Here is an 18,263-nt window from a genome sequence, read left to right as displayed (position 1 = left end):
CGGGACCCACCGCCTACCTCGGCCGGCCCCGCCCCGACCCGGGACCACGCCGGCGTCAGGCCACGACGGTGATCGGATCGCCGACGTTGACGGTGTTGAAATACCAGGCGGCGTTGTCGGGGCTGAGGTTGATGCAGCCATGGCTGACGTTGGCGTAGCCCTGCGAGTCGACCGACCACGGCGCCGAGTGCACGTAGACGCCGCTCCAGGTGACCCGGACCGCGTAGTAGGCAGTGATCTTGTAGCCCTCGGGGGAGCTGAGCGGGATGCCGATGGTGCGCGAGTCCATCACCACGCTGCGCTGCTTTTCCAGGGCGGTGAAATGCCCGATCGGCGTGGGCCGGGTGGGCTTGCCCATGGACGCCGGCATGGTGCGCAGCACCTCGCCGTTCCTGCTGACGGTGAAGGTGTGCGCGGAGATGCTCGCGACGCCGACCACCGCGTCACCGACGTCGAAGCCCGTCGTCAGCGCCTGCACCCCCACCGAGACGTGGCTGTGGGCGGGCCAGTACCGGTCCGGCGCCCACTGCACGACGTTGTCGCGGGGCCACTCGAAGTGGCCGGGCACGGTACTCGCCGACGACACGTGGATGGACCGCTGGGCGGCGGCACGGTCGGAAACCGGCGCGGCGAACGTCACCACCACGGGATGCGCCACCCCCACCACCGCCCCGTCGGCGGGCAAAATCGAGGCGACCCCGGGAGCCGGTTCGGGCGCCGGAACCGCGGCCACGCTGCGCGGCGCGGAGCCCACCAGACCGGTCGTTGTGATCGTCGTTGTGATCGCCACCATAACAAATAGATAACGAACCCCTCGACGCATAGCGTCCGCCCTCCGAGATGGTGCGACCAACACAACGACATTCTAGTTGTTGACTACCCGATGCCGGTTTCAGCAAACGATGACGCATTACTGCGGTGTGCGGATCACGATCCGGTCCCCCCTCGGGCGCGATTTCGTCACCGAGCGGTGCACGGGTTTGCCGGGGCGCCGCGGGATTAGCCGACGCGCGGGCGACGCGTTAGCCTCGGCGAAGCGTTGCCCGGAGGCCAGGAGGTGCGGGTGCTCTTCCGTCAGTTGGAGTACTTCGTCGCGGTGGCGCAGGAACGCCACTTCGCCAGGGCGGCCGAGAGGTGCTACGTCTCGCAGCCCGCGTTGTCCTCGGCGATCGCCAAACTGGAGCGTGAACTCAACGTCACGCTGATCAACCGTGGACACAGCTTCGAGGGCCTGACCCCCGAGGGCGAGCGGTTGGTCGTGTGGGCCAAAAGGATTCTCGCCGAACACGACGCCTTCAAGGCCGAGGTGCACGCCGTGCGGTCGGGCATCACCGGGACGCTTCGGCTGGGCACCGTTCCGACCGCCTCGACGACCGCGTCGTTGTTGCTCTCGGCTTTCTGCTCGGCGCACCCGCTGGCCAAGGTCCAGGTGCTGTCCCGGCTGGCGGCCACCGAACTGTACCGGCGCGTGCGCGAGTTCGAGCTGCACGCCGCCATCGTGCACGCCGCGCCCGACGAAGCGCGCGACGTCGACCTGGTCCCGCTCTACGAGGAGCGCTACGTGCTGTTAGCACCCGCGGACATGTTGCCCTCCGGTGCGACGACGCTGACGTGGCCGGAGGCCGCGCAGTTGCCGCTGGCGCTGCTCACCCCGGACATGCGGGACCGGCAGATCATCGACGACGCCTTCGCCGGCCACGCGATGGCCGTCACCCCGCAGGTCGAAACCGATTCGGTGGCTTCGCTGTTCGCGCAGGTGACCACGGGCAACTGGGCGTGCATCGTGCCGCACACCTGGCTGTGGACCTCGCCGCTGAACGCCGAGATCCGCGCGGTCGCCATGGTGGACCCGGTGGTGAAGGCCGAGATCGTGCTCGCCACGAACTCCGCCGGGCCCGGCTCGCCGATCGCGCGCGCGTTGGCCGCCTCGGCCCAGGAGCTCGCACTCGACGAGTTCTTCGACGCCCAGCTGCTGGGCCTCACGCACCGGCGCTGAGCTTGGCGGCCGGCGCGGCAGCGCTGGTCGGGTTCAGCCTTGCCAGGTGGCCACTTTCGACGCCGGCCGACGGGTCGAGTTCGCAGTCGATGATCGACGGGCTACCGGCGGCGATCGCCGCGGTCAGCGCCGAGCGCAGTTCGTCGGGCGTGGTGACGTGATACCCCTTGCCGCCGAACGCCTCTGCGATCAGCTCATGGCGCGCCCGCGCGTTGAGCACCGTGGGCGCCGGATCGCTGCCGGCCGGCGCCTCGTCACCGCGGTAGACGCCGCCGTTGTTGAGGATCACCACGGTCACCGGAAGCTGATAGCGGCAGATGGTCTCGACCTCCATGCCGGAGAAGCCGAATGCGCTGTCGCCCTCGATCGCGACCACGGGCTTGCCCGTCTCGACCGCGGCGGCGATCGCGTAGCCCATGCCGATGCCCATCACCCCCCAGGTTCCGGTGTCGAGCCGGCGGCGCGGTGTCTGCATGTCGATGACGTTGCGGGCCAGGTCCAGCGCGTTGGCACCCTCGTTCACCACGTACACGTCCGGGTTGTCCTGCAGCACGGAGCGAATCGCACCCAGCGCGTTGTAAAATCGCATGGGGTGCGGGTTTTCGGACAGGAGCTCCCGCATCTTGGCTTCGTTGCGCGATTTACGCTCGGCCAGCTCCTCGACCCATTGCGCCGGCGCGGTGATCGGGCGTGCGAGCGCACCGTCGCGCAGCGCCGACACCACCGAACCGATGTCGCCGGCCAGTGGCGCCGCGATCGGCTGGTTGCTGTCGAACTCCGAAGCTGCGATGTCGACCTGGATGAACGCGGCATCGGCCGACCACTGCGGCGCCGCGCCGTGGCCCAGCAGCCAGTTCAGCCGGGCGCCAACGAGCAGCACCGTGTCCGCGCGCGAGATGGCCAGCGAGCGGGCCGCCGCGGCGGACTGCGGGTGCGAGTCCGGCAGCAGTCCCTTGGCCATCGACATCGGCAGGAACGGAATGCCCGTGTCCTCCACGAAGTTCCGGATCGCTTCGTCGGCCTGGGCGTACGCAGCACCCTTGCCGAGCACGATCAGCGGGCGCCGGACCCGGGCGAGCAGGTCCAGCGCGCGCTCGACCGCGTCCGGTGCCGGGAGCTGGCGCGGCGCCGGGTCCACCACCCGCCACACGGTGTGCGCCGCGGCGGCCGCGTCCATCGTCTGGCCAAGCACCTCACCGGGGATGTCGAGGTACACCCCGCCCGGCCGGCCGGAAACCGCGGTGCGTACGGCGCGCGCGATCCCGCGGCCGATCTCCTCGACGCGGGCGATCCGGTAAGCCGCCTTCGCGAAAGGCTTTGCGGCGCTGAGCTGGTCGAGATCCTGGTAGTCGCCGCGCTGCAGATCGACCAGCGCGCGATTGCTGGAACCCGAGATCTGGATCATCGGGAAGCAGTTCGTCGTGGCGTTGGCGAGCGCGGGCAGGCCGTTGAGGAAACCGGGCCCCGACGTCGTCAGGCAGACACCCGGACGCCGGGTGAGGAACCCGGCCGCCGCGGCGGCGTTGCCGGCCGACGTCTCCTGGCGGAAGCCGATGTAGCGGATCCCGGACGCCTGCGCGACGCGGGCCAGGTCGGTGATCGGGATGCCGACGATCCCGTAGACGGTGTCGACGCCGTTGGCCCTGAGCGCATCGACGACGAGGTGGAAGCCGTCGGTCGAACGCGTCGACTCCGGAGATGCCGAATCGGTGGTCATGGTGGCAACTCCTCGTGTCCTGGTGGTCGTTGGGGTCCGTGATCACTGTGTTCCGCGGGGCCGGAGTCGTCCAACACTAAGCCGCTATCCAGCGATTCACGCAATTTATCGACGGCGTTCGAGGGCTGGTCACCCCCGCTCGATAGCCATCGGTTATCAATTGTGAGGGCATCGGTATTAGACGGCCGCCGCGGCGGCGCGGCAGGGTGCGAGCAGGAATTTCGCGGCCCGGCGAGGGCCCTCGAGGAAGGGACATGGCGATGGGGACTGAGTCGACCGAGGCATCCGCGAGCCCGCGCATCGCCGACCTGGTCGCGGCAGCGGCGGCCGCGCACCCGGAGGCGCCGGCGCTCGTCGTCACCGAGGACCGCATCCGGGTCAGCTACCGCGACCTGGTCGGACTGGTCGACGACCTGGCCGGCCGGCTCGGGGCGGCCGGGCTGACGCCCGGTGACCGGGTCGCGCTGCGCGCGGGGAGCAACGCCGAATTCGTCGTCGGCCTGCTGGCGGCGTCGCGCGCGGAGCTGATCGCCGTCCCGCTGGACCCGGCCCTGCCCGTCGGCGAGCAGCGGCGGCGCAGCGAGGCGGTGGGCGCGCGGGTGGTCCTCGTCGACGGGGACGTGCCCGACGAGCGGGAGTCGGCGCCGGGGTGGTGGCCGATCGCGGTGACCGTGGGGCCCGACCGCGGCCCGGAGGTCGACCTGGACGCCGCGCAGGCTTGCGGCGCGCCTACGCGGGCGCCCGAAGGGCTGCGGGGCGACGACGCCATGATCATGTTCACCGGGGGAACGACCGGCCTCCCGAAGATGGTCCCGTGGACCAACGCCAATCTCGCGGCCTCGGTGCGCGCGATCGTCGCCGGCTACGGTTTCGGGCCCGACGATGCGACCGTCGCGGTGATGCCGCTCTACCACGGGCATGGGCTGCTCGCTGCGCTGTTGTCGACCCTGGCGTCCGGGGGTGCGGTGTTGCTGCCGGCACGCGGGCGGTTCTCGGCGCACACGTTCTGGGACGACATCGACGCCGTTCGGGCCACCTGGTACACCGCGGTCCCGACGATTCACCAGATCCTGCTGGAGCGCGCCAAGACCGATCGGCAGCAGACCGAAAAGGCCGCGCTGCGGTTCATCCGCAGCTGCAGCGCCCCGCTCACGCCGGAGACGGCGCAGGCGCTGCGCGACACCTTCTCCGCGCCGGTGGTGTGCGCGTTCGGCATGACCGAGGCGACCCACCAGGTGTCCAGCACGGGAATCGACGAACGCGAAAACCCGTCCGAGACACCGGGTCTCGTCGGCCGTTCGACCGGACCCGAGATCAGGATCGCCGGGCCCGACGGTCAGTCGCTGGAGGCCGGGGCCGTCGGCGAGGTCTGGCTGCGCGGCCCCACCGTCGTGCGGGGCTACCTCGGCGATCCGGCGATCACCGCGGCAAACTTCACCGACGGTTGGCTGCGCACCGGCGACCTGGGGTCGCTGTCGGCGGCCGGCGACCTGAGCATCCGCGGCAGGATCAAGGAGCTGATCAATCGCGGCGGGGAGAAGATCTCACCGGAGCGGGTCGAGGCCGTCCTGGCCAGCCACCCCGGTGTGCTGGAGGTCGCGGTGTTCGGCATGCCCGACAAGGTGTACGGGGAGACCGTGGCCGCGGTGTTCGTTCCCCGGCAACTCGCCGCGCCGGCCCCCGACGAACTGGTGGCGTTCTGCCGGGAGAAGCTGGCACCCTACGAGGTGCCCACCACCTTCCAGGAAGCCGGGGAGTTGCCCCACACCGCGAAGGGCTCGCTGGACCGCCGCGCCGTGGCCCGGCAGTTCGGCCCTCAACAGGGGTAGCCCGCCGAGCGCGAGCGTGCGCAGAATGTCAGCGGTGGCGGCGTGTCGCCGTCGCGACACGCACGCTCGCGGTCTAGGGGGTGGCTGAGGACACCGTGCCCCAGGCCGCCCGGGCGCCGGAATCGCCGATGCGGTAGGTCTGGATCAGCGTCGCGGCCGCGGCGACGACCACCAGCACCCCGACCACCGACTGCGCCACGAGGCTGACCGCCGTTCCGCGCGTCTGGCGGACATGGACGGCGGCCAGCAGCGCGACGGTGGCCAGCAGCGCCGCGACGATGTAGATGAACGTCGAACCCAACTGCTCGTGCGCGGCCAGCACGGGCACCGCGGCGGGCGCGGCGCGCACCCGCGCCGCCAGCCACGCGCCTGCGCCGGCGGTCACCGGGGTCAGGGCCACCGTGGCCACCGCCAGCAGGACGACGAGCCAGATCAGCCGCCGGCGCGCCGCCGGCCACAGCGCGCACAGGATCGCCAGGACCGCCGTCAGCGGTGCGAGAACGACGACGAAATGGTTCAGCAGGATATGGGCGGGAAGTCCGTTGAATGTCGACATGCCTTGTCAGACAGTAGCCGCCACCTTTGCGGCCGCCGATTCCGGCATCGGTTCGTAACGGGCGAACGACCGGGTGAACGACGCGGCCCCGTGCGCCAGGGAGCGCAGATCGATGGCGTAGCGGACCAGCTCCACCTGCGGCACCTCGGCGTGCACGATCGTGCGGTCGCAACCGGCCTCGGTGCCCAGGACCCGCCCGCGCCGGCTCGACAGGTCGCCCATCACCGCGCCGACGAAGTCGTCGGGCACCAGCACCGAGATCTCGTCGATGGGTTCGAGCAGCGCCACCCGGGTCGCCGCCGCCGCCTCCCGCAACGCCAGCGCGCCGGCCGTCTGGAACGCGAAGTCCGAGGAGTCCACGCTGTGCGCCTTGCCGTCGAGCAGGGTGACGCGGATGTCGACCACCGGATAGCCGGCGTGCACACCCTTTTCCATCTGGGTGCGCACACCCTTCTCCACGCTGGGGATGAACTGGCGCGGCACCGCCCCGCCGACCACCTTGTCGAGGAACTCGAACCCGGAGCCCTCCGGCAGCGGCTCCACCTCGATGTCGCACACCGCGTACTGGCCGTGCCCACCCGACTGCTTGACATGGCGGCCCTGGCCTTTGGCCTTGCCGCCGAACGTCTCCCGCAGCGGGATCCGGACGTCGACGGTGCCCACGGTCACGCCGTAGCGGTTGGCCAGCGCGTCCAGGACCACACCGGCGTGGGCCTCGCCCATGCACCACAACACGATCTGGTGCGTCTCCGGGTTCTGCTCGATGCGCAGTGTCGGATCCTCGGCGGCCAACCGCCCCAACCCGACCGACAGCTTGTCCTCGTCGGTCTTGGCGTGCGCCGCGATGGCGACCGGCAGCAGCGGTTCGGGCATCGTCCAGGGCTTGAGCACCAGGGGCTCGGACTTGTCCGACAGCGTGTCGCCGGTCTCGGCGCGGCTCAGCTTGCCGATCGCGCAGATGTCGCCCGCGACCGCCGCCTGCGCCGGGCGTTGCTGCTTGCCCAGCGGAAACGACAGCGCCCCGACGCGCTCGTCCTCGTCGTGGTCGGGGTGGGTGCTGCCGTTCCCGTTGCCGGCGCCGAAGAACGACGCAAAATGGCCCGACACGTGAACCGTCGCGTCGGGCCTGACCGTGCCGGAGAACACCCGGACCAGGCTGACCCTGCCGACGTAGGGGTCCGACGTCGTCTTCACCACCTCCGCGAGCAGCGGCGCGTCGGGGTCGCAGGCCAGCGTGGTGTGCGGGGCGCCCTGCGGGGTGAACACCTCCGGCAGCGGGTGCTCCATCGGGGAGGGGAAGCCGCGGGTGATGATCTCCAGCAGTTCCTGGGTTCCGACGCCGGTCCCGCTGCACACCGGGATCACCGGGAAGAACGACGCCCGGGCCACGGCCCGCTCGAGGTCCGCGATGAGCACGGCCTCGTCGATCGTCCCGCCGCCCAGATAGCGCTCCATCAGGGACTCGTCCTCGGACTCCTCGATGATCCCCTCGATCAGGGCGCCGCGGGCGCTCTCGATGCGGTCGGTGTCCGACGGGTCCGGCGGGTGGGCCGTGCGCCGCCCGTCCGCGTAGTCGTAGCAGGTTTGCGACAGCAGGCCGATCAGGCCGGCGCAGGCCGGCAGGGAGCCGGGCAGGTACAGCGGTAACACCTTGTCGCCGAACGCGTCCTGTGCGGCGGCCAGCGCCTCGGAGTAATCGGCCCGCGCGTGGTCGAGCTTGGTGATCACCACCGCGCGGGGCATGCCGACCCGGCTGCACTCCTGCCACAGCAGCTTCGTCGGCGCGTCGACCCCCTCGTTGGCGGCGATGACGAACAGCGCGCAGTCTGCCGCCCGCAGTCCGGCCCGCAGTTCGCCCACGAAGTCGGCGTATCCGGGGGTGTCGACGAGGTTGACCTTGATGCCGTCGTGCGACAGGGACGCGACGGCGACGCCCACAGACCGCTGCTGGCGGATCTCGGCGTCGTCGTAGTCGCACACCGTGGTGCCGTCTGTGACCGAGCCGGCCCGGGACAGCACCCCGGCCGCGACGAGCAGGGCTTCGACGAGGGTGGTCTTGCCGGCCCCGGACGGTCCGACGAGCACGACGTTGCGAATGTCGCCCGGGCCGGTGGCGGTGGGGGCGGCCGTCGCGCCCTGGGAACCGTTCGTCCTGTCCGCCATGGCTTCCCTCCGAATTTCCCGGGTCGCTTACTGCCGTACACCTATCTCGGTATCTAGCTACCCTTCACCCAACCACCAGGGACCACAAGAGCCCGGGACGAATCGTTGACCGGCCCGCGCCGGGCGTGCTCAGGCCTGCCAGCCCGACCACCGCTGAACCGTGACCGCGATGACGGGGCCGTCCAACGAAACCGTTTGGTACTGGTGGTATTTGGCGCGCAGTAGCCGCCGTCCGGCGTCCATCGCCGGGCCGTCGTCGTGGACGGCGGCGACCCCGTCGGCCCGGACCCACCACAGCCGCGTCCAGTCGTCGGTGTAGTGGTCGACGAGCAGGCTCACCCGCGGGTGCTTCTCGATGTTGGCCAGCCGCCGCAGCCGCCGGGTGGTTTTGGGTTTGCCGTCGACGGCGGTGTACACCACGTAGCCGCCGGCGCCGTCGTCGAGCGCGAAAACCACCGGCACCAGGTGGGGGAGGCCCTCGGGTGTGATCGTGGCAAGCCGGGCCACCGGGGAGCGGGTGAACCTGGCCCTGGCGTCGAAATCGCCCACCGTCTCAGCTTAGAGGCACCGGGACCGATCGCCGACCCCGCGGCCGGGGCGGCCGCGCAGCAAACCGGCGGGTTCTCGCCGCGGCCGGCTCGGGCCGGCGTCCCCACCGCGGTTACGCCGACCGCGAAACCCTGACGAGCGCCTGAATGACGATCTGCATTACGGTTATAAATACAAAGTCGTCCCGCCTCAGAGCCGGAGGCCGGGGCGATTTCTGATTCTCGGCTACAGGAGGTACGGATGAGCAAAGGGCATCACCGCTCGGTCTGGTGGTCATGGTTAGCCAGCGTGCTGGCCGTGGTCGGCCTGGGCCTGGGCCTGGGCGCGGTGCCCGCGTCGGCCGCACCTCCCGGGTCGTCCACCCCCGCGCTGGATCGGATCGCCGACCGCCCCATGCTCGCGCTCGACCCGGCGGCGCTGGTCGCGCAGGTCGGGCCGCAGGTGGTCAACATCAACACCAAGTTCGGCTACAACAACGCGGTGGGGGCCGGCACGGGGATCGTCATCGACCCCAACGGTGTGGTGCTGACCAACAACCACGTGATCGCCGGCGCCACCGACATCAGCGCGTTCGACGTCGGCAACGGCCAGACCTACGGCGTCGACGTGATCGGCTACGACCGCACCCAGGACGTCGCGGTGCTGCAGCTGCGCGGGGCGGCCGGCTTGCCGACCGCCGCGATCGGCGGCGGCGCCAACATCGGCGAGCCGGTGGTCGCGATGGGCAACGCCGGCGGACAGGGCGGAACGCCCAGCGCGGTGGCCGGCCACGTCATCGGCCTCAACCAGACCGTCGACGCCACCGACACCCTGACCGGCGCCCAGGAGACGCTGGGCGGTCTGATCCAGGCGGACACGCCGATCAAGCCGGGCGACTCCGGCGGGCCGATGGTCAATGGCAACGGCCAGGTGATCGGCATGAACACCGCCGCCACCGACAACTACAAGATGTCCGGCGGGCAGGGCTTCGCCATCCCGATCGGCCAGGCGATGGGAGTGGCCGGCCAGATCCGCTCCGGTGCCGGCTCGAACACCGTGCACATCGGCCCCACGGCCTTCCTCGGCCTCGGCGTCGTCGACAACGGCGGCAACGGCGCACGGGTCGAACGCGTGGTCGGCGACGGCCCCGCCGCGGGGGCGGGCTTCGCGCCGGGCGACGTGATCACCTCGATCGACGGTGCCCCGATCCGCGGGGCCACCTCGATGACGGACGCTCTCGTCCCGCATCACCCGGGCGACAACATCACGGTGAGCTATCGCTCCGTGTCGGGCGGCGACCGCGAGGCTGTCGTGACCCTGGCGGACGGCCCGCCGGCCTGACACCCGTCCGGGGTGGTGCCCGCCGTCCAATCCGCTTGCCGCCCGGCGTGGTTCGCCGCGGCGTCGCGGGCGTGATTCCCGGCGCGCCGCCTCGGGTACCCGTGGCATCGTGGAATTGATGAACGACACACGAGACGCTGTCGAACACCATCCCGCAGAGGGCAGCCACGTCCAGGGCGGCGTGGTCGAGCACCCGAACGCAGAGGATTTCCGCAACGCGGCGGCACTGCCGGCCGACCCGACCTGGTTCAAGCACTCCGTCTTCTACGAGGTGCTGGTGCGCGCGTTCTACGACGCCAGCGCCGACGGGGCGGGCGACCTGCGTGGGCTGCACCAACGGCTCGACTATCTGCAATGGCTGGGCATCGACTGCATCTGGCTGCCCCCGTTCTACGACTCGCCGCTGCGTGACGGCGGCTACGACATCCGCGACTTCTACAAGGTGCTGCCCGAGTTCGGCACCGTCGACGATTTCGTCGCGCTGCTCGACGCGGCCCACCGGCGCGGCATCCGGGTCATCACCGACCTGGTGATGAACCACACCTCGGATTCGCATCCGTGGTTCCAGGAGTCGCGCCACGATCCCGACGGGCCCTACGGCGACTACTACGTGTGGAGCGACACCAGCGAGAAATACACCGACGCGCGGATCATCTTCGTCGACACCGAGGAGTCGAACTGGACGTTCGACCCGGTCCGCCGCCAGTTCTACTGGCACCGGTTCTTCTCCCACCAGCCGGACCTCAACTACGACTGCCCGGCGGTGCAGGAGGCGATGATCGACGTCATGCGCTTCTGGCTGGGTCTCGGGATCGACGGGTTCCGGCTGGACGCGGTGCCATACCTGTTCGAGCGCGAGGGCACCAACTGCGAGAACCTGCCCGAGACGCACGCGTTTCTCAAGCGAGTCCGCAAGGTCATCGACGACGAGTTCCCCGGCCGGGTGCTGCTCGCCGAGGCCAACCAGTGGCCGGCCGACGTCGTGGAGTACTTCGGCGATCCCAGCACCGGCGGCGACGAATGCCACATGGCGTTCCACTTCCCGCTCATGCCGCGCATCTTCATGGCCGTCCGGCGGGAATCGCGGTTCCCGATCTCGGAGATCCTCGCCCAGACCCCCGAGATTCCCGAGATGGCCCAGTGGGGCATCTTCCTGCGCAACCACGACGAGTTGACGCTGGAGATGGTCACCGACGAGGAGCGCGACTACATGTACTCCGAGTACGCCAAGGACCCGCGGATGAAGGCCAACGTCGGGATTCGTCGCCGGCTGGCGCCCCTGCTGGACAACGACCGCAACCAGATCGAACTGTTCACCGCGCTGCTGCTGTCGCTGCCGGGATCGCCGGTGCTGTACTACGGCGACGAGATCGGCATGGGTGACGTGATCTGGCTGGGCGACCGCGACGGGGTGCGCACCCCGATGCAGTGGACACCGGACCGCAACGCCGGGTTTTCCGCCGCCAACCCGGGCCGGCTCTACCTGCCGCCCAGCCAGGACCCGGTGTACGGGTACCAGGCCGTCAACGTCGAGGCCCAGCGTGACACGTCGACATCGCTGCTCAACTTCACCCGCACGATGCTGGCGGTGCGCCGGCGGCACGACGCTTTTGCCATCGGGAGCTTCGAAGAACTGGGTGGATCCAACCCGTCGGTGCTGGCTTTCGTGCGTCAGGCGGCCGATGATGGCGACATCGTGTTGTGCGTCAACAACCTGTCGCGGTTCCCGCAGCCCATCGAGCTGAACCTGCAGCACTGGAGCGGCTACACACCGACGGAGCTGACCGGGCACGTGGAGTTTCCGCGGATCGGTCACCTGCCCTACCTGCTGACGCTGCCGGGACACGGCTTTTATTGGTTTCAACTGTGCGCATCGGAGGAAAGGCATGACCCACACCGCCGCGACGATGCAGAGCGGAGCGATGAGGAGGAGCGGCGGTTGTGAGTGTGCCGCGACGATGCAGAGCGGAGCGATGAGGAGGAGCGGCGGTTGTGAGTGTGCCGCGACGATGCAGAGCGGAGCGATGAGGAGCGGCGGTTGTGAGTGTGCCGCGACGATGCAGAGCGGAGCGATGAGGAGGAGCGGCGGTTGTGAGTGTGTCGCGACGATGCAGAGCGGAGCGATGAGGAGGAGCGGCGGTTGTGAGCATGAGTGAGCCGGCCAAGCTGCCCTGGGCCGAGTGGCTGCCGCAGCAACGGTGGTACGCCGGGCGTAACCGCGAGTTGGCCGCCACCGATGCGAGTCTGGTGGTGCCGCTGCGCGAAGACCTCGACCTAGTGCTGGTCGACGCCAGCTATGCCGATGGCTCGTCGGAACGCTACCAGGTGATCGTGCGCTGGGATACGGCGCCGGTCTCCGAGTACAGCACGGTCGCCACGATCGGCGCGGCGGGCGATCGGACCGGTTTCGACGCCCTGTACGACACCGATGCGCCGCAGTTCCTGCTGTCGCTGATCGACGCGTCGGCCGAGCGAGAGGCGTCGGGGACGCGGCTGAGGTTCGTCAAGGAACCGGATGCCGAGCTGCCGCTGGAGGCGCTGCCGCACGTCGCGGACGCCGAGCAGAGCAACACCAGCGTGATCTTCGACCGCCGGGCCATCTTCAAGGTGTTCCGGCGGGTCAGCAGCGGCGTGAATCCCGATATCGAACTCAACCGGGTGCTCGCCCACGCCGGCAACCCGCACGTCGCGCGGTTGTTCGGCACCTATGAGATCGCCGGGGCGGACGGCACCGAAGACACGGCGTGGCCGCTGGGGATGGTCACCGAGTTCGCGTCCAATGCGGCCGAAGGCTGGGCGATGGCCACGGCCAGCGTCCGTGACCTGTTCGCCGAGGCCGACCTTTACGCCCACGAAGTCGGTGGCGACTTCGCCGGCGAGTCGTTCCGGCTCGGCGAAGCGGTCGCCTCGGTGCACGCCACGCTGGCCGAGAACCTCGGAACCAGCCGGGCGACGTTCCCGCTCGACACCGTGCTGGCGCGGATGTCGTCGACCGTGGCGAAGGTGCCCGAACTCGAGGAGTACGCGACGGCCATCGAGGAGCGGTTCGGCAAGCTGGCGGGCGAGACGATCACCGTCCAGCGCGTCCACGGCGACCTGCACCTGGGGCAGGTGCTTCGGACACCGGAGAGCTGGCTGCTGATCGACTTCGAAGGGGAGCCGGGCCAGCCGCTGCAGGAACGCCGGGCGCCGGACTCGCCGCTGCGCGATGTGGCCGGGGTGTTGCGGTCCTTCGAGTACGCCGCCTACGGGCCGCTGGCGGATCAGGCCAGCGACAAGCAGCTCGCGGCCCGGGCCCGGGAATGGGTCGAGCGCAACCGCACCGCGTTCTGCGAGGGCTATGCGGCCGCGTCCGGAGTCGATCCGCGCGATTCGGCGGAGCTGCTGTCCGCCTACGAACTCGACAAGGCCGTCTACGAGGCCGGCTACGAGTCGCGGCACCGCCCGGGATGGCTGCCGATCCCGCTGCGCTCCATCGCACGGCTCACCGCGGACTAGGACAACTCGCGCTCTGCGCCCGCCACGCTTGTCTGCAAATATTTAGGCGTGGCCGGGGAAGTGTTCAACAGTGAGGCTCGTCTGTCGTGGGTGCTGGCCGTGCTCGCCGGTGTGGTGGGCGCGATCTCATTCACCCACTCCGCGGGTTATTTCGTGGTTTTCATCACCGGCAACGCCCAGCGCGCCGTGCTCGGATACTTCACCGGCGAAGTGTGGCTCGCCGTAAGCGCCGGGCTGCTCATTGTGGCATTCGTCGCAGGCGTGGTGGTCGCGTCACTGTGCCGGCGATTTTTCTGGGTGGACCACCCGCATGGTCCGACGGTGCTGACAACCCTGAGTTTGCTGGCCGCCACCGTGGTCGACGTCATCGACGAAGGGTGGGCACAAAACCTTCTCGACTTCGCGCCGATCGTGCTGATGGCCTTCGGCACCGGGGCCTTGAACACGTCGTTCGTCAAGGACGGCGAGGTGTCGGTGCCGTTGAGCTATGTGACCGGCACGACCGTCAAGATGGGCCAGGGTATCGAACGCCACATCGCTGGTGGTGGAAACGCCTCGGACTGGCTGGGCTATCTTCTGTTGCTGGCCAGCTTCGTCATCGGCGCCACGGTGGGTGGCCTCATCAGCGTGGTCGTGAACGGGACCTGGATGCTGGTGCTGGCAACGGCGGTGTGCGCGTTGACAACCGCGTACACCTACTTCCACCGGGACCGCCGCGCCCTGCTGGACCAGGCACCCAGAAGGCAGCGGCAGCGACGCTGACCGGTGCGCCGCTGCCGCTGCTGGTTCTCCTAGGACGCGGGCGCGGGCGCCTCGGGGGCGGGGGCCGCGCTGGTGAGCAGCACGTGCTGGATGTCGGGCTTCATCGCGACCAGCTGCTGGTTCCAGTACGGCCACGAGTGCGTCCCGTTGGCCGGGAAGTTGAACGTCCCGTTGCTCCCGCCCGCGGCCAGGTAGCTGTTCTGGAACTGCTGGTTGGTGCGCAGGGTCAGGCCCTCCAGGAACTTCGCGGGCATGTTGTCGCCGCCGAGGTCGCTCGGGGTGCCGTTGCCGCAGTAGACCCAGATCCGGGTGTTGTTCTGCACCAGGCGCGGGATCTGCAGCATCGGGTCGTTGCGCTTCCACGCCGGGTCGGTGGACGGACCCCACATGCTGTTGGCGTTGTAGCCGCCCGAGTCGTTCATGGCCAGCCCGATCAACGTCGGCCACCAGCCCTCCGACGGGTTCAGGAAGCCCGACAGCGAGGCGGCGTAGGGGAACTGCTGGGGGTAGTACGCGGCCAGGACCAGAGCGGAACCGCCCGACATCGACAGACCCACCGCGGCGTTCCCGGTCGGTGAGACGTTGCGGTTGGCCTGCATCCACGCGGGCATCTCCCGGGTCAGGAAGGTCTCCCACTTGTAGGTGTAGGTCTGGCCGTTGCCCTGCGACGGCTGGTACCAGTCGCTGTAGAAGCTGGACTGGCCGCCGACGGGCATGATCACCGACAGCCCGGACTGGTAGTACTCCTCGAAGGCCGGGGTGTTGATGTCCCAGCCGTTGTAGTCGTCCTGGGCGCGCAGACCGTCGAGCAGGTACACCGCGTGCGGCCCGCCGTATTCGAACTGGACTTTGATGTTGCGGCCCATCGACGGCGACGGCACCTCAAGGTATTCGACCGGAAGACCCGGCTTGGAGAACGCCCCCGCGGTCGCCGAGCCGCCGATCGCACCGACGAGACCGGACAACAGGGCAGCCCCGATAGCCGCGATAGCCAGCCGGCGTGGCATACCTGCCGCCGCGCCGCGCACCGTTTCCACGAACTTCATGGCTCCCATCCACCCAACTTTTTTGTCTTCCGCGTGACGCGGTCGGATCTGTTCTCGGGGAGTCAAACACAGGGGAGGGACGCGATCGGCCCGTCGTGGCCGCAGCGCGACATCGCGGTTGGCTAACGATTACGCATCGCGCCGGAATAGGTCTCGGCAGCGTCGCGATCGGCTATCGGGATTGTTACGGCGTTGGCGGCCCGGCGCTTTCGGCGAGCCTAGGCGACCAGGCGGCGCAACAGCGTTGCCGCCATGGCGATCCCGAGCATCGGCGCCACGACCAGCACGACGAGATCCAGGAGGTCGAACGGCGCGCCGATCAGCAGCGCCCGCAAAGCGTTCACCTCGTAGCTCAACGGGTTGACGACGCTCAGCGCGTGCAGCCACCCGGGCATCACGCTCGCCGGGTACAGCGCGTTGGACGCGAAGAACAAGGGCATGGTGATGGCCTGGCCGATGCCCATCAGGCGATCGCGGCTCCGGACCAGCCCGGCCAGCGTCATCGACAGGCACGCGAAGAACGCGGCGCCGAGCATGACGACCCCCATGGCCGCCAGGATCCGCAGCGGATTGACGGTCAGCCCGACGCGCATGGCGTAGGCCACCGCCAGCACCCCGACGACCTGGGCGACTGAGCGCACCCCGGCCGCGAACGCCTTACCGGCGATCAGCGCCGACGCGGGCGCCGGAGTCACCATGAGCTTGGCCAGGACACCGGCGTCGCGGTCCCAGATGATCTGTATCCCATAGAAGATCGAGATGAACAGCGCCGATTGGGCGATGATCCCCGGCGCCAGGAAGGCCAGGTAGGACACCGACCCGGTGTCGATGACGCGCAGGTGGCTGAACGTGGTGCCGAAGATCAGCAGCCACAGCGCCGGTTGCACCGTCCGCGTCAGCAGTTCGGTGCGGTCGTGCCGCAATTTCTGCAGTTCCACGATCGCGAAGGCGCCCACATTGCCCCATGTCGCGGCGACCCGTTGCCATCCGCGCGGCGCGCGCAGCAGCCGCGCGGGGGCCTGCTGCTCAAGCGACACGGCCGGCAGCCTTTCTGCGGGAGCGGATTTCGCGCAGCGGCTTGCCCGATTCGGTTGTTTCCCCGGCCAATTCGGTGGCCGCGTGGTGGCGGAAAACGTCCTCGAGCGTGGCCTGCGGGGACAAGGCCGACTTCAGCCCGCCGGGCGTGCCCACCGCCTGCAACGCCCCGCGGTGCATCAGCGCAACGCGGTCGCACAATGCGTCGGCCTCCTCCATGTAGTGGGTGGTCAGCAGCACGGTCATGCCGAACTCGGCCTGCATGTGCCGCACCTGCGTCCAGACGCCGTCGCGGGCGATCGGATCCAGGCCGACGGTCGGTTCGTCGAGCACCAGCAGCGACGGGCGGTTGACCAGCGCCTGGGCCACCTCCAGTCGGCGCACCATGCCCCCGGAGTAGGTTGCCGCGGGCCGGTTCGCGACGTCGAGCAACTGCATGGCCTGCAGCGCCTGGTCGACACGCTCCGTCCGCTCGGCGCGGGCCACCCCGTACAGCCGCGCGAACCAAGCCACGTTCTGCCGGCCCGTCAGCGCCGGCTCAATCGAAAGCTGTTGCGGCACATAACCGATGTTGCTGCGGATGTCGACGGTCTGGGTGCGCGCGTCGAGCCCGAAGATGTGCAGCTCGCCGTGCCGGACGGGCGTGAGGCTGGTCAGCACCCGCACCACCGTCGTCTTGCCGGCACCGTTGGGGCCGAGCAGTCCCATGGTCTCGCCGGGCCGCACCTGCAGGCTCAGGCCGTCGACGGCGGTGAAGTCCCCGTAGCGGCAGGTGAGGTTGCGGCAGTCGATCGCCATGATGTCGGGCGCGCTCATATCGATTTCTCCTGCAGCATCGTGGTCATCCTCTCCAGGACCGCCAAACCCTCTGCCAGCGAAGCGATCTCGGCGTCATCGAGCTTGTCGAGCAACTCGGCGACCAGGGCGCGCCTGGCCGCGGCCGAGGCGTCCATGACCTGCTGGGCCGGTTCGGCCAGATGCAGCCGGCCGACGCGCCGGTCGCGGGGATCGACGTGGCGGTCCAGCAACCCCGCACCGACCAGCTTCGACACCAGGGTGGAGGCGGTGTTGGGCACCAGGCCGAGTTCGGCGGCGGCCTCGTTGACCGAGATCCCCGGCCTCCTGGCGATCAGCCGCAGCAGTTCGGCCTGGGACTCCGGCAGTTGCCCGGGGGCGTAGCCGGTCCCGGCGGAGCGCCGCAGGTGGCGGCGGAACCGGCCGACGGCACGGGTCACGTCGGCGGCGAGGGCGGAACGGGTTGTCACCCCTCCGATAATACCTCTTTAGGGAAGCTATCTTTCAAGCTTGTGGAGGTCGACGCTGGTCAGGGCGCCGCCGGTCACGGTCGCGGTCATGTACGTGCAGTGGGGTTGCCGGCGGCGGTCGGTCGGCGAGCCGGGGTTGAGCAGCCGCAGGCCGGTGGTCGTCGTGGTGTCCCAGGGGATGTGGCTGTGGCCGAACACCAGCAGGTTGCTGTCGGGGTAGAGCCGCGACATCCGGGCCTCCCGCCCGGCCGCGGCGCCCGTCTCGTGGACCACCGTGACATGCAGGCCGTCGAGCACCGCGTCGGCACGCTCAGGCAGCCGCGCGCGCAACCGCGGTCCGTCGTTGTTGCCCCAGCACGCCAGCAGCCGGGCGGCCCGGTTCTGCAGCTCGTCGAGCAGCTCGACGCTCGTCCAGTCGCCGGCGTGGACGACGACGTCGGCCGCGTCGACCTCGTCCCACACCCGGGCGGGCAGGTCGTGCCCGCGCCGCGGGAGGTGGGTATCGGCGATGAGCAGCAGCCGCACCG

General features: G+C 69.7%; 16 protein-coding genes. 6 read left to right on the top strand and 10 right to left on the bottom strand.

The genetic code is table 11. The annotated features are described in order from the left end of the window. Positions 1 to 55: 55 nt before the first annotated feature. Positions 56 to 823, bottom strand: coding sequence for a L,D-transpeptidase (locus AB8998_RS28475; protein ID WP_369741227.1), 768 nt, complete (start codon positions 821 to 823; stop codon positions 56 to 58). 240 nt (positions 824 to 1,063) lie between these two features. Between AB8998_RS28475 and AB8998_RS28470 the strand changes: the two genes are divergently transcribed. Further along, entirely contained in the window at positions 1,064 to 1,996 is a 933-nt protein-coding gene (locus AB8998_RS28470; protein WP_369741809.1) for a LysR family transcriptional regulator, read from the top strand. On the opposite strand, the gene oxc is transcribed toward AB8998_RS28470, so the two are convergent. Further along, positions 1,980 to 3,713, bottom strand: coding sequence for an oxalyl-CoA decarboxylase (gene oxc / locus AB8998_RS28465; protein ID WP_369741226.1), 1,734 nt, complete (start codon positions 3,711 to 3,713; stop codon positions 1,980 to 1,982). The two genes, AB8998_RS28470 and oxc, sit on opposite strands and share 17 nt — an antisense overlap. Before the next feature lie 254 nt (positions 3,714 to 3,967). On the opposite strand from oxc, the gene AB8998_RS28460 reads away from it, so the two are divergent. Next, positions 3,968 to 5,542 (top strand): FadD7 family fatty acid--CoA ligase, encoded by a 1,575-nt coding sequence (locus AB8998_RS28460; protein WP_369741225.1) that lies wholly within the window; start codon positions 3,968 to 3,970, stop codon positions 5,540 to 5,542. Between the two features lie 73 nt (positions 5,543 to 5,615). Here the strand turns inward: AB8998_RS28460 and AB8998_RS28455 are convergent, their stop codons facing one another. From AB8998_RS28455 to AB8998_RS28445, 3 genes are all read right to left on the bottom strand, one after another. Next, the gene (locus AB8998_RS28455; protein WP_369741224.1) at positions 5,616 to 6,098 is read right to left on the bottom strand and encodes a hypothetical protein; all 483 of its coding nucleotides are present in this window, start codon (positions 6,096 to 6,098) and stop codon (positions 5,616 to 5,618) included. Positions 6,099 to 6,104: 6 nt separating this feature from the next. Beyond that, the gene (locus tag AB8998_RS28450) at positions 6,105 to 8,261 is read right to left on the bottom strand and encodes an elongation factor G-like protein EF-G2 (protein ID WP_369741223.1); all 2,157 of its coding nucleotides are present in this window, start codon (positions 8,259 to 8,261) and stop codon (positions 6,105 to 6,107) included. Between the two features lie 129 nt (positions 8,262 to 8,390). Then, complete coding sequence (locus AB8998_RS28445) at positions 8,391 to 8,810, bottom strand: TIGR03668 family PPOX class F420-dependent oxidoreductase (protein ID WP_369741222.1); 420 nt, start codon at positions 8,808 to 8,810, stop codon at positions 8,391 to 8,393. Between the two features lie 240 nt (positions 8,811 to 9,050). Here AB8998_RS28445 and AB8998_RS28440 point away from each other — a divergent pair, with 240 nt between their 5' ends. From AB8998_RS28440 to AB8998_RS28425, 4 genes are all read left to right on the top strand, one after another. Beyond that, positions 9,051 to 10,130 (top strand): S1C family serine protease, encoded by a 1,080-nt coding sequence (locus AB8998_RS28440; protein ID WP_369741221.1) that lies wholly within the window; start codon positions 9,051 to 9,053, stop codon positions 10,128 to 10,130. 118 nt (positions 10,131 to 10,248) lie between these two features. Further along, complete coding sequence (gene treS, locus AB8998_RS28435; RefSeq protein WP_369741220.1) at positions 10,249 to 12,075, top strand: maltose alpha-D-glucosyltransferase; 1,827 nt, start codon at positions 10,249 to 10,251, stop codon at positions 12,073 to 12,075. A 203-nt stretch (positions 12,076 to 12,278) separates the two neighbouring features. Next, on the top strand, positions 12,279 to 13,628 hold the full coding sequence (locus tag AB8998_RS28430; protein ID WP_369741219.1) for a maltokinase N-terminal cap-like domain-containing protein: 1,350 nt from the start codon (positions 12,279 to 12,281) through the stop codon (positions 13,626 to 13,628). A 48-nt stretch (positions 13,629 to 13,676) separates the two neighbouring features. Next, positions 13,677 to 14,390, top strand: coding sequence for a YoaK family protein (locus tag AB8998_RS28425; RefSeq protein WP_369741218.1), 714 nt, complete (start codon positions 13,677 to 13,679; stop codon positions 14,388 to 14,390). Between the two features lie 29 nt (positions 14,391 to 14,419). Here AB8998_RS28425 and ag85C read toward each other — a convergent pair whose 3' ends face one another. The 5 genes from ag85C to AB8998_RS28400 form a co-directional block, all read right to left on the bottom strand. Beyond that, on the bottom strand, positions 14,420 to 15,436 hold the full coding sequence (gene ag85C, locus AB8998_RS28420; protein WP_369741217.1) for a diacylglycerol acyltransferase/mycolyltransferase Ag85C: 1,017 nt from the start codon (positions 15,434 to 15,436) through the stop codon (positions 14,420 to 14,422). A 218-nt stretch (positions 15,437 to 15,654) separates the two neighbouring features. Then, a complete protein-coding gene (locus AB8998_RS28415) occupies positions 15,655 to 16,473 on the bottom strand; it encodes an ABC transporter permease (protein WP_369741216.1) in 819 nt (272 codons plus the stop codon). Next, complete coding sequence (locus AB8998_RS28410; RefSeq protein ID WP_369741215.1) at positions 16,463 to 17,287, bottom strand: ATP-binding cassette domain-containing protein; 825 nt, start codon at positions 17,285 to 17,287, stop codon at positions 16,463 to 16,465. The genes AB8998_RS28415 and AB8998_RS28410 overlap by 11 nt, the downstream gene beginning before the upstream one ends. Further along, on the bottom strand, positions 17,284 to 17,745 hold the full coding sequence (locus AB8998_RS28405; RefSeq protein WP_369741808.1) for a MarR family winged helix-turn-helix transcriptional regulator: 462 nt from the start codon (positions 17,743 to 17,745) through the stop codon (positions 17,284 to 17,286). The genes AB8998_RS28410 and AB8998_RS28405 overlap by 4 nt, the downstream gene beginning before the upstream one ends. Positions 17,746 to 17,763: 18 nt before the next feature. Beyond that, complete coding sequence (locus AB8998_RS28400; protein ID WP_369741807.1) at positions 17,764 to 18,261, bottom strand: metallophosphoesterase family protein; 498 nt, start codon at positions 18,259 to 18,261, stop codon at positions 17,764 to 17,766. Positions 18,262 to 18,263: the final 2 nt, after the last annotated feature.

This window comes from Mycobacterium sp. HUMS_12744610 (assembly GCF_041206865.1).
Classification (GTDB): domain Bacteria; phylum Actinomycetota; class Actinomycetes; order Mycobacteriales; family Mycobacteriaceae; genus Mycobacterium; species Mycobacterium servetii.
Note: the sequence above shows the minus strand (reverse complement) of the source record. Positions and strands in the feature narration are given on the sequence as shown.

Coding starts and splice junctions, on each gene's coding strand:
- AB8998_RS28460 (WP_369741225.1), top strand. CDS start 3,968: ATGGCGATGGGGACTGAGTCGACCGAGGCATCCGCGAGCCCGCGCATC.
- AB8998_RS28450 (WP_369741223.1), bottom strand. CDS start 8,261: ATGGCGGACAGGACGAACGGTTCCCAGGGCGCGACGGCCGCCCCCACC.
- AB8998_RS28430 (WP_369741219.1), top strand. CDS start 12,279: ATGAGTGAGCCGGCCAAGCTGCCCTGGGCCGAGTGGCTGCCGCAGCAA.
- AB8998_RS28410 (WP_369741215.1), bottom strand. CDS start 17,287: ATGAGCGCGCCCGACATCATGGCGATCGACTGCCGCAACCTCACCTGC.
- AB8998_RS28455 (WP_369741224.1), bottom strand. CDS start 6,098: ATGTCGACATTCAACGGACTTCCCGCCCATATCCTGCTGAACCATTTC.
- ag85C (WP_369741217.1), bottom strand. CDS start 15,436: ATGAAGTTCGTGGAAACGGTGCGCGGCGCGGCGGCAGGTATGCCACGC.
- AB8998_RS28440 (WP_369741221.1), top strand. CDS start 9,051: ATGAGCAAAGGGCATCACCGCTCGGTCTGGTGGTCATGGTTAGCCAGC.
- treS (WP_369741220.1), top strand. CDS start 10,249: ATGAACGACACACGAGACGCTGTCGAACACCATCCCGCAGAGGGCAGC.
- AB8998_RS28475 (WP_369741227.1), bottom strand. CDS start 823: ATGCGTCGAGGGGTTCGTTATCTATTTGTTATGGTGGCGATCACAACG.
- oxc (WP_369741226.1), bottom strand. CDS start 3,713: ATGACCACCGATTCGGCATCTCCGGAGTCGACGCGTTCGACCGACGGC.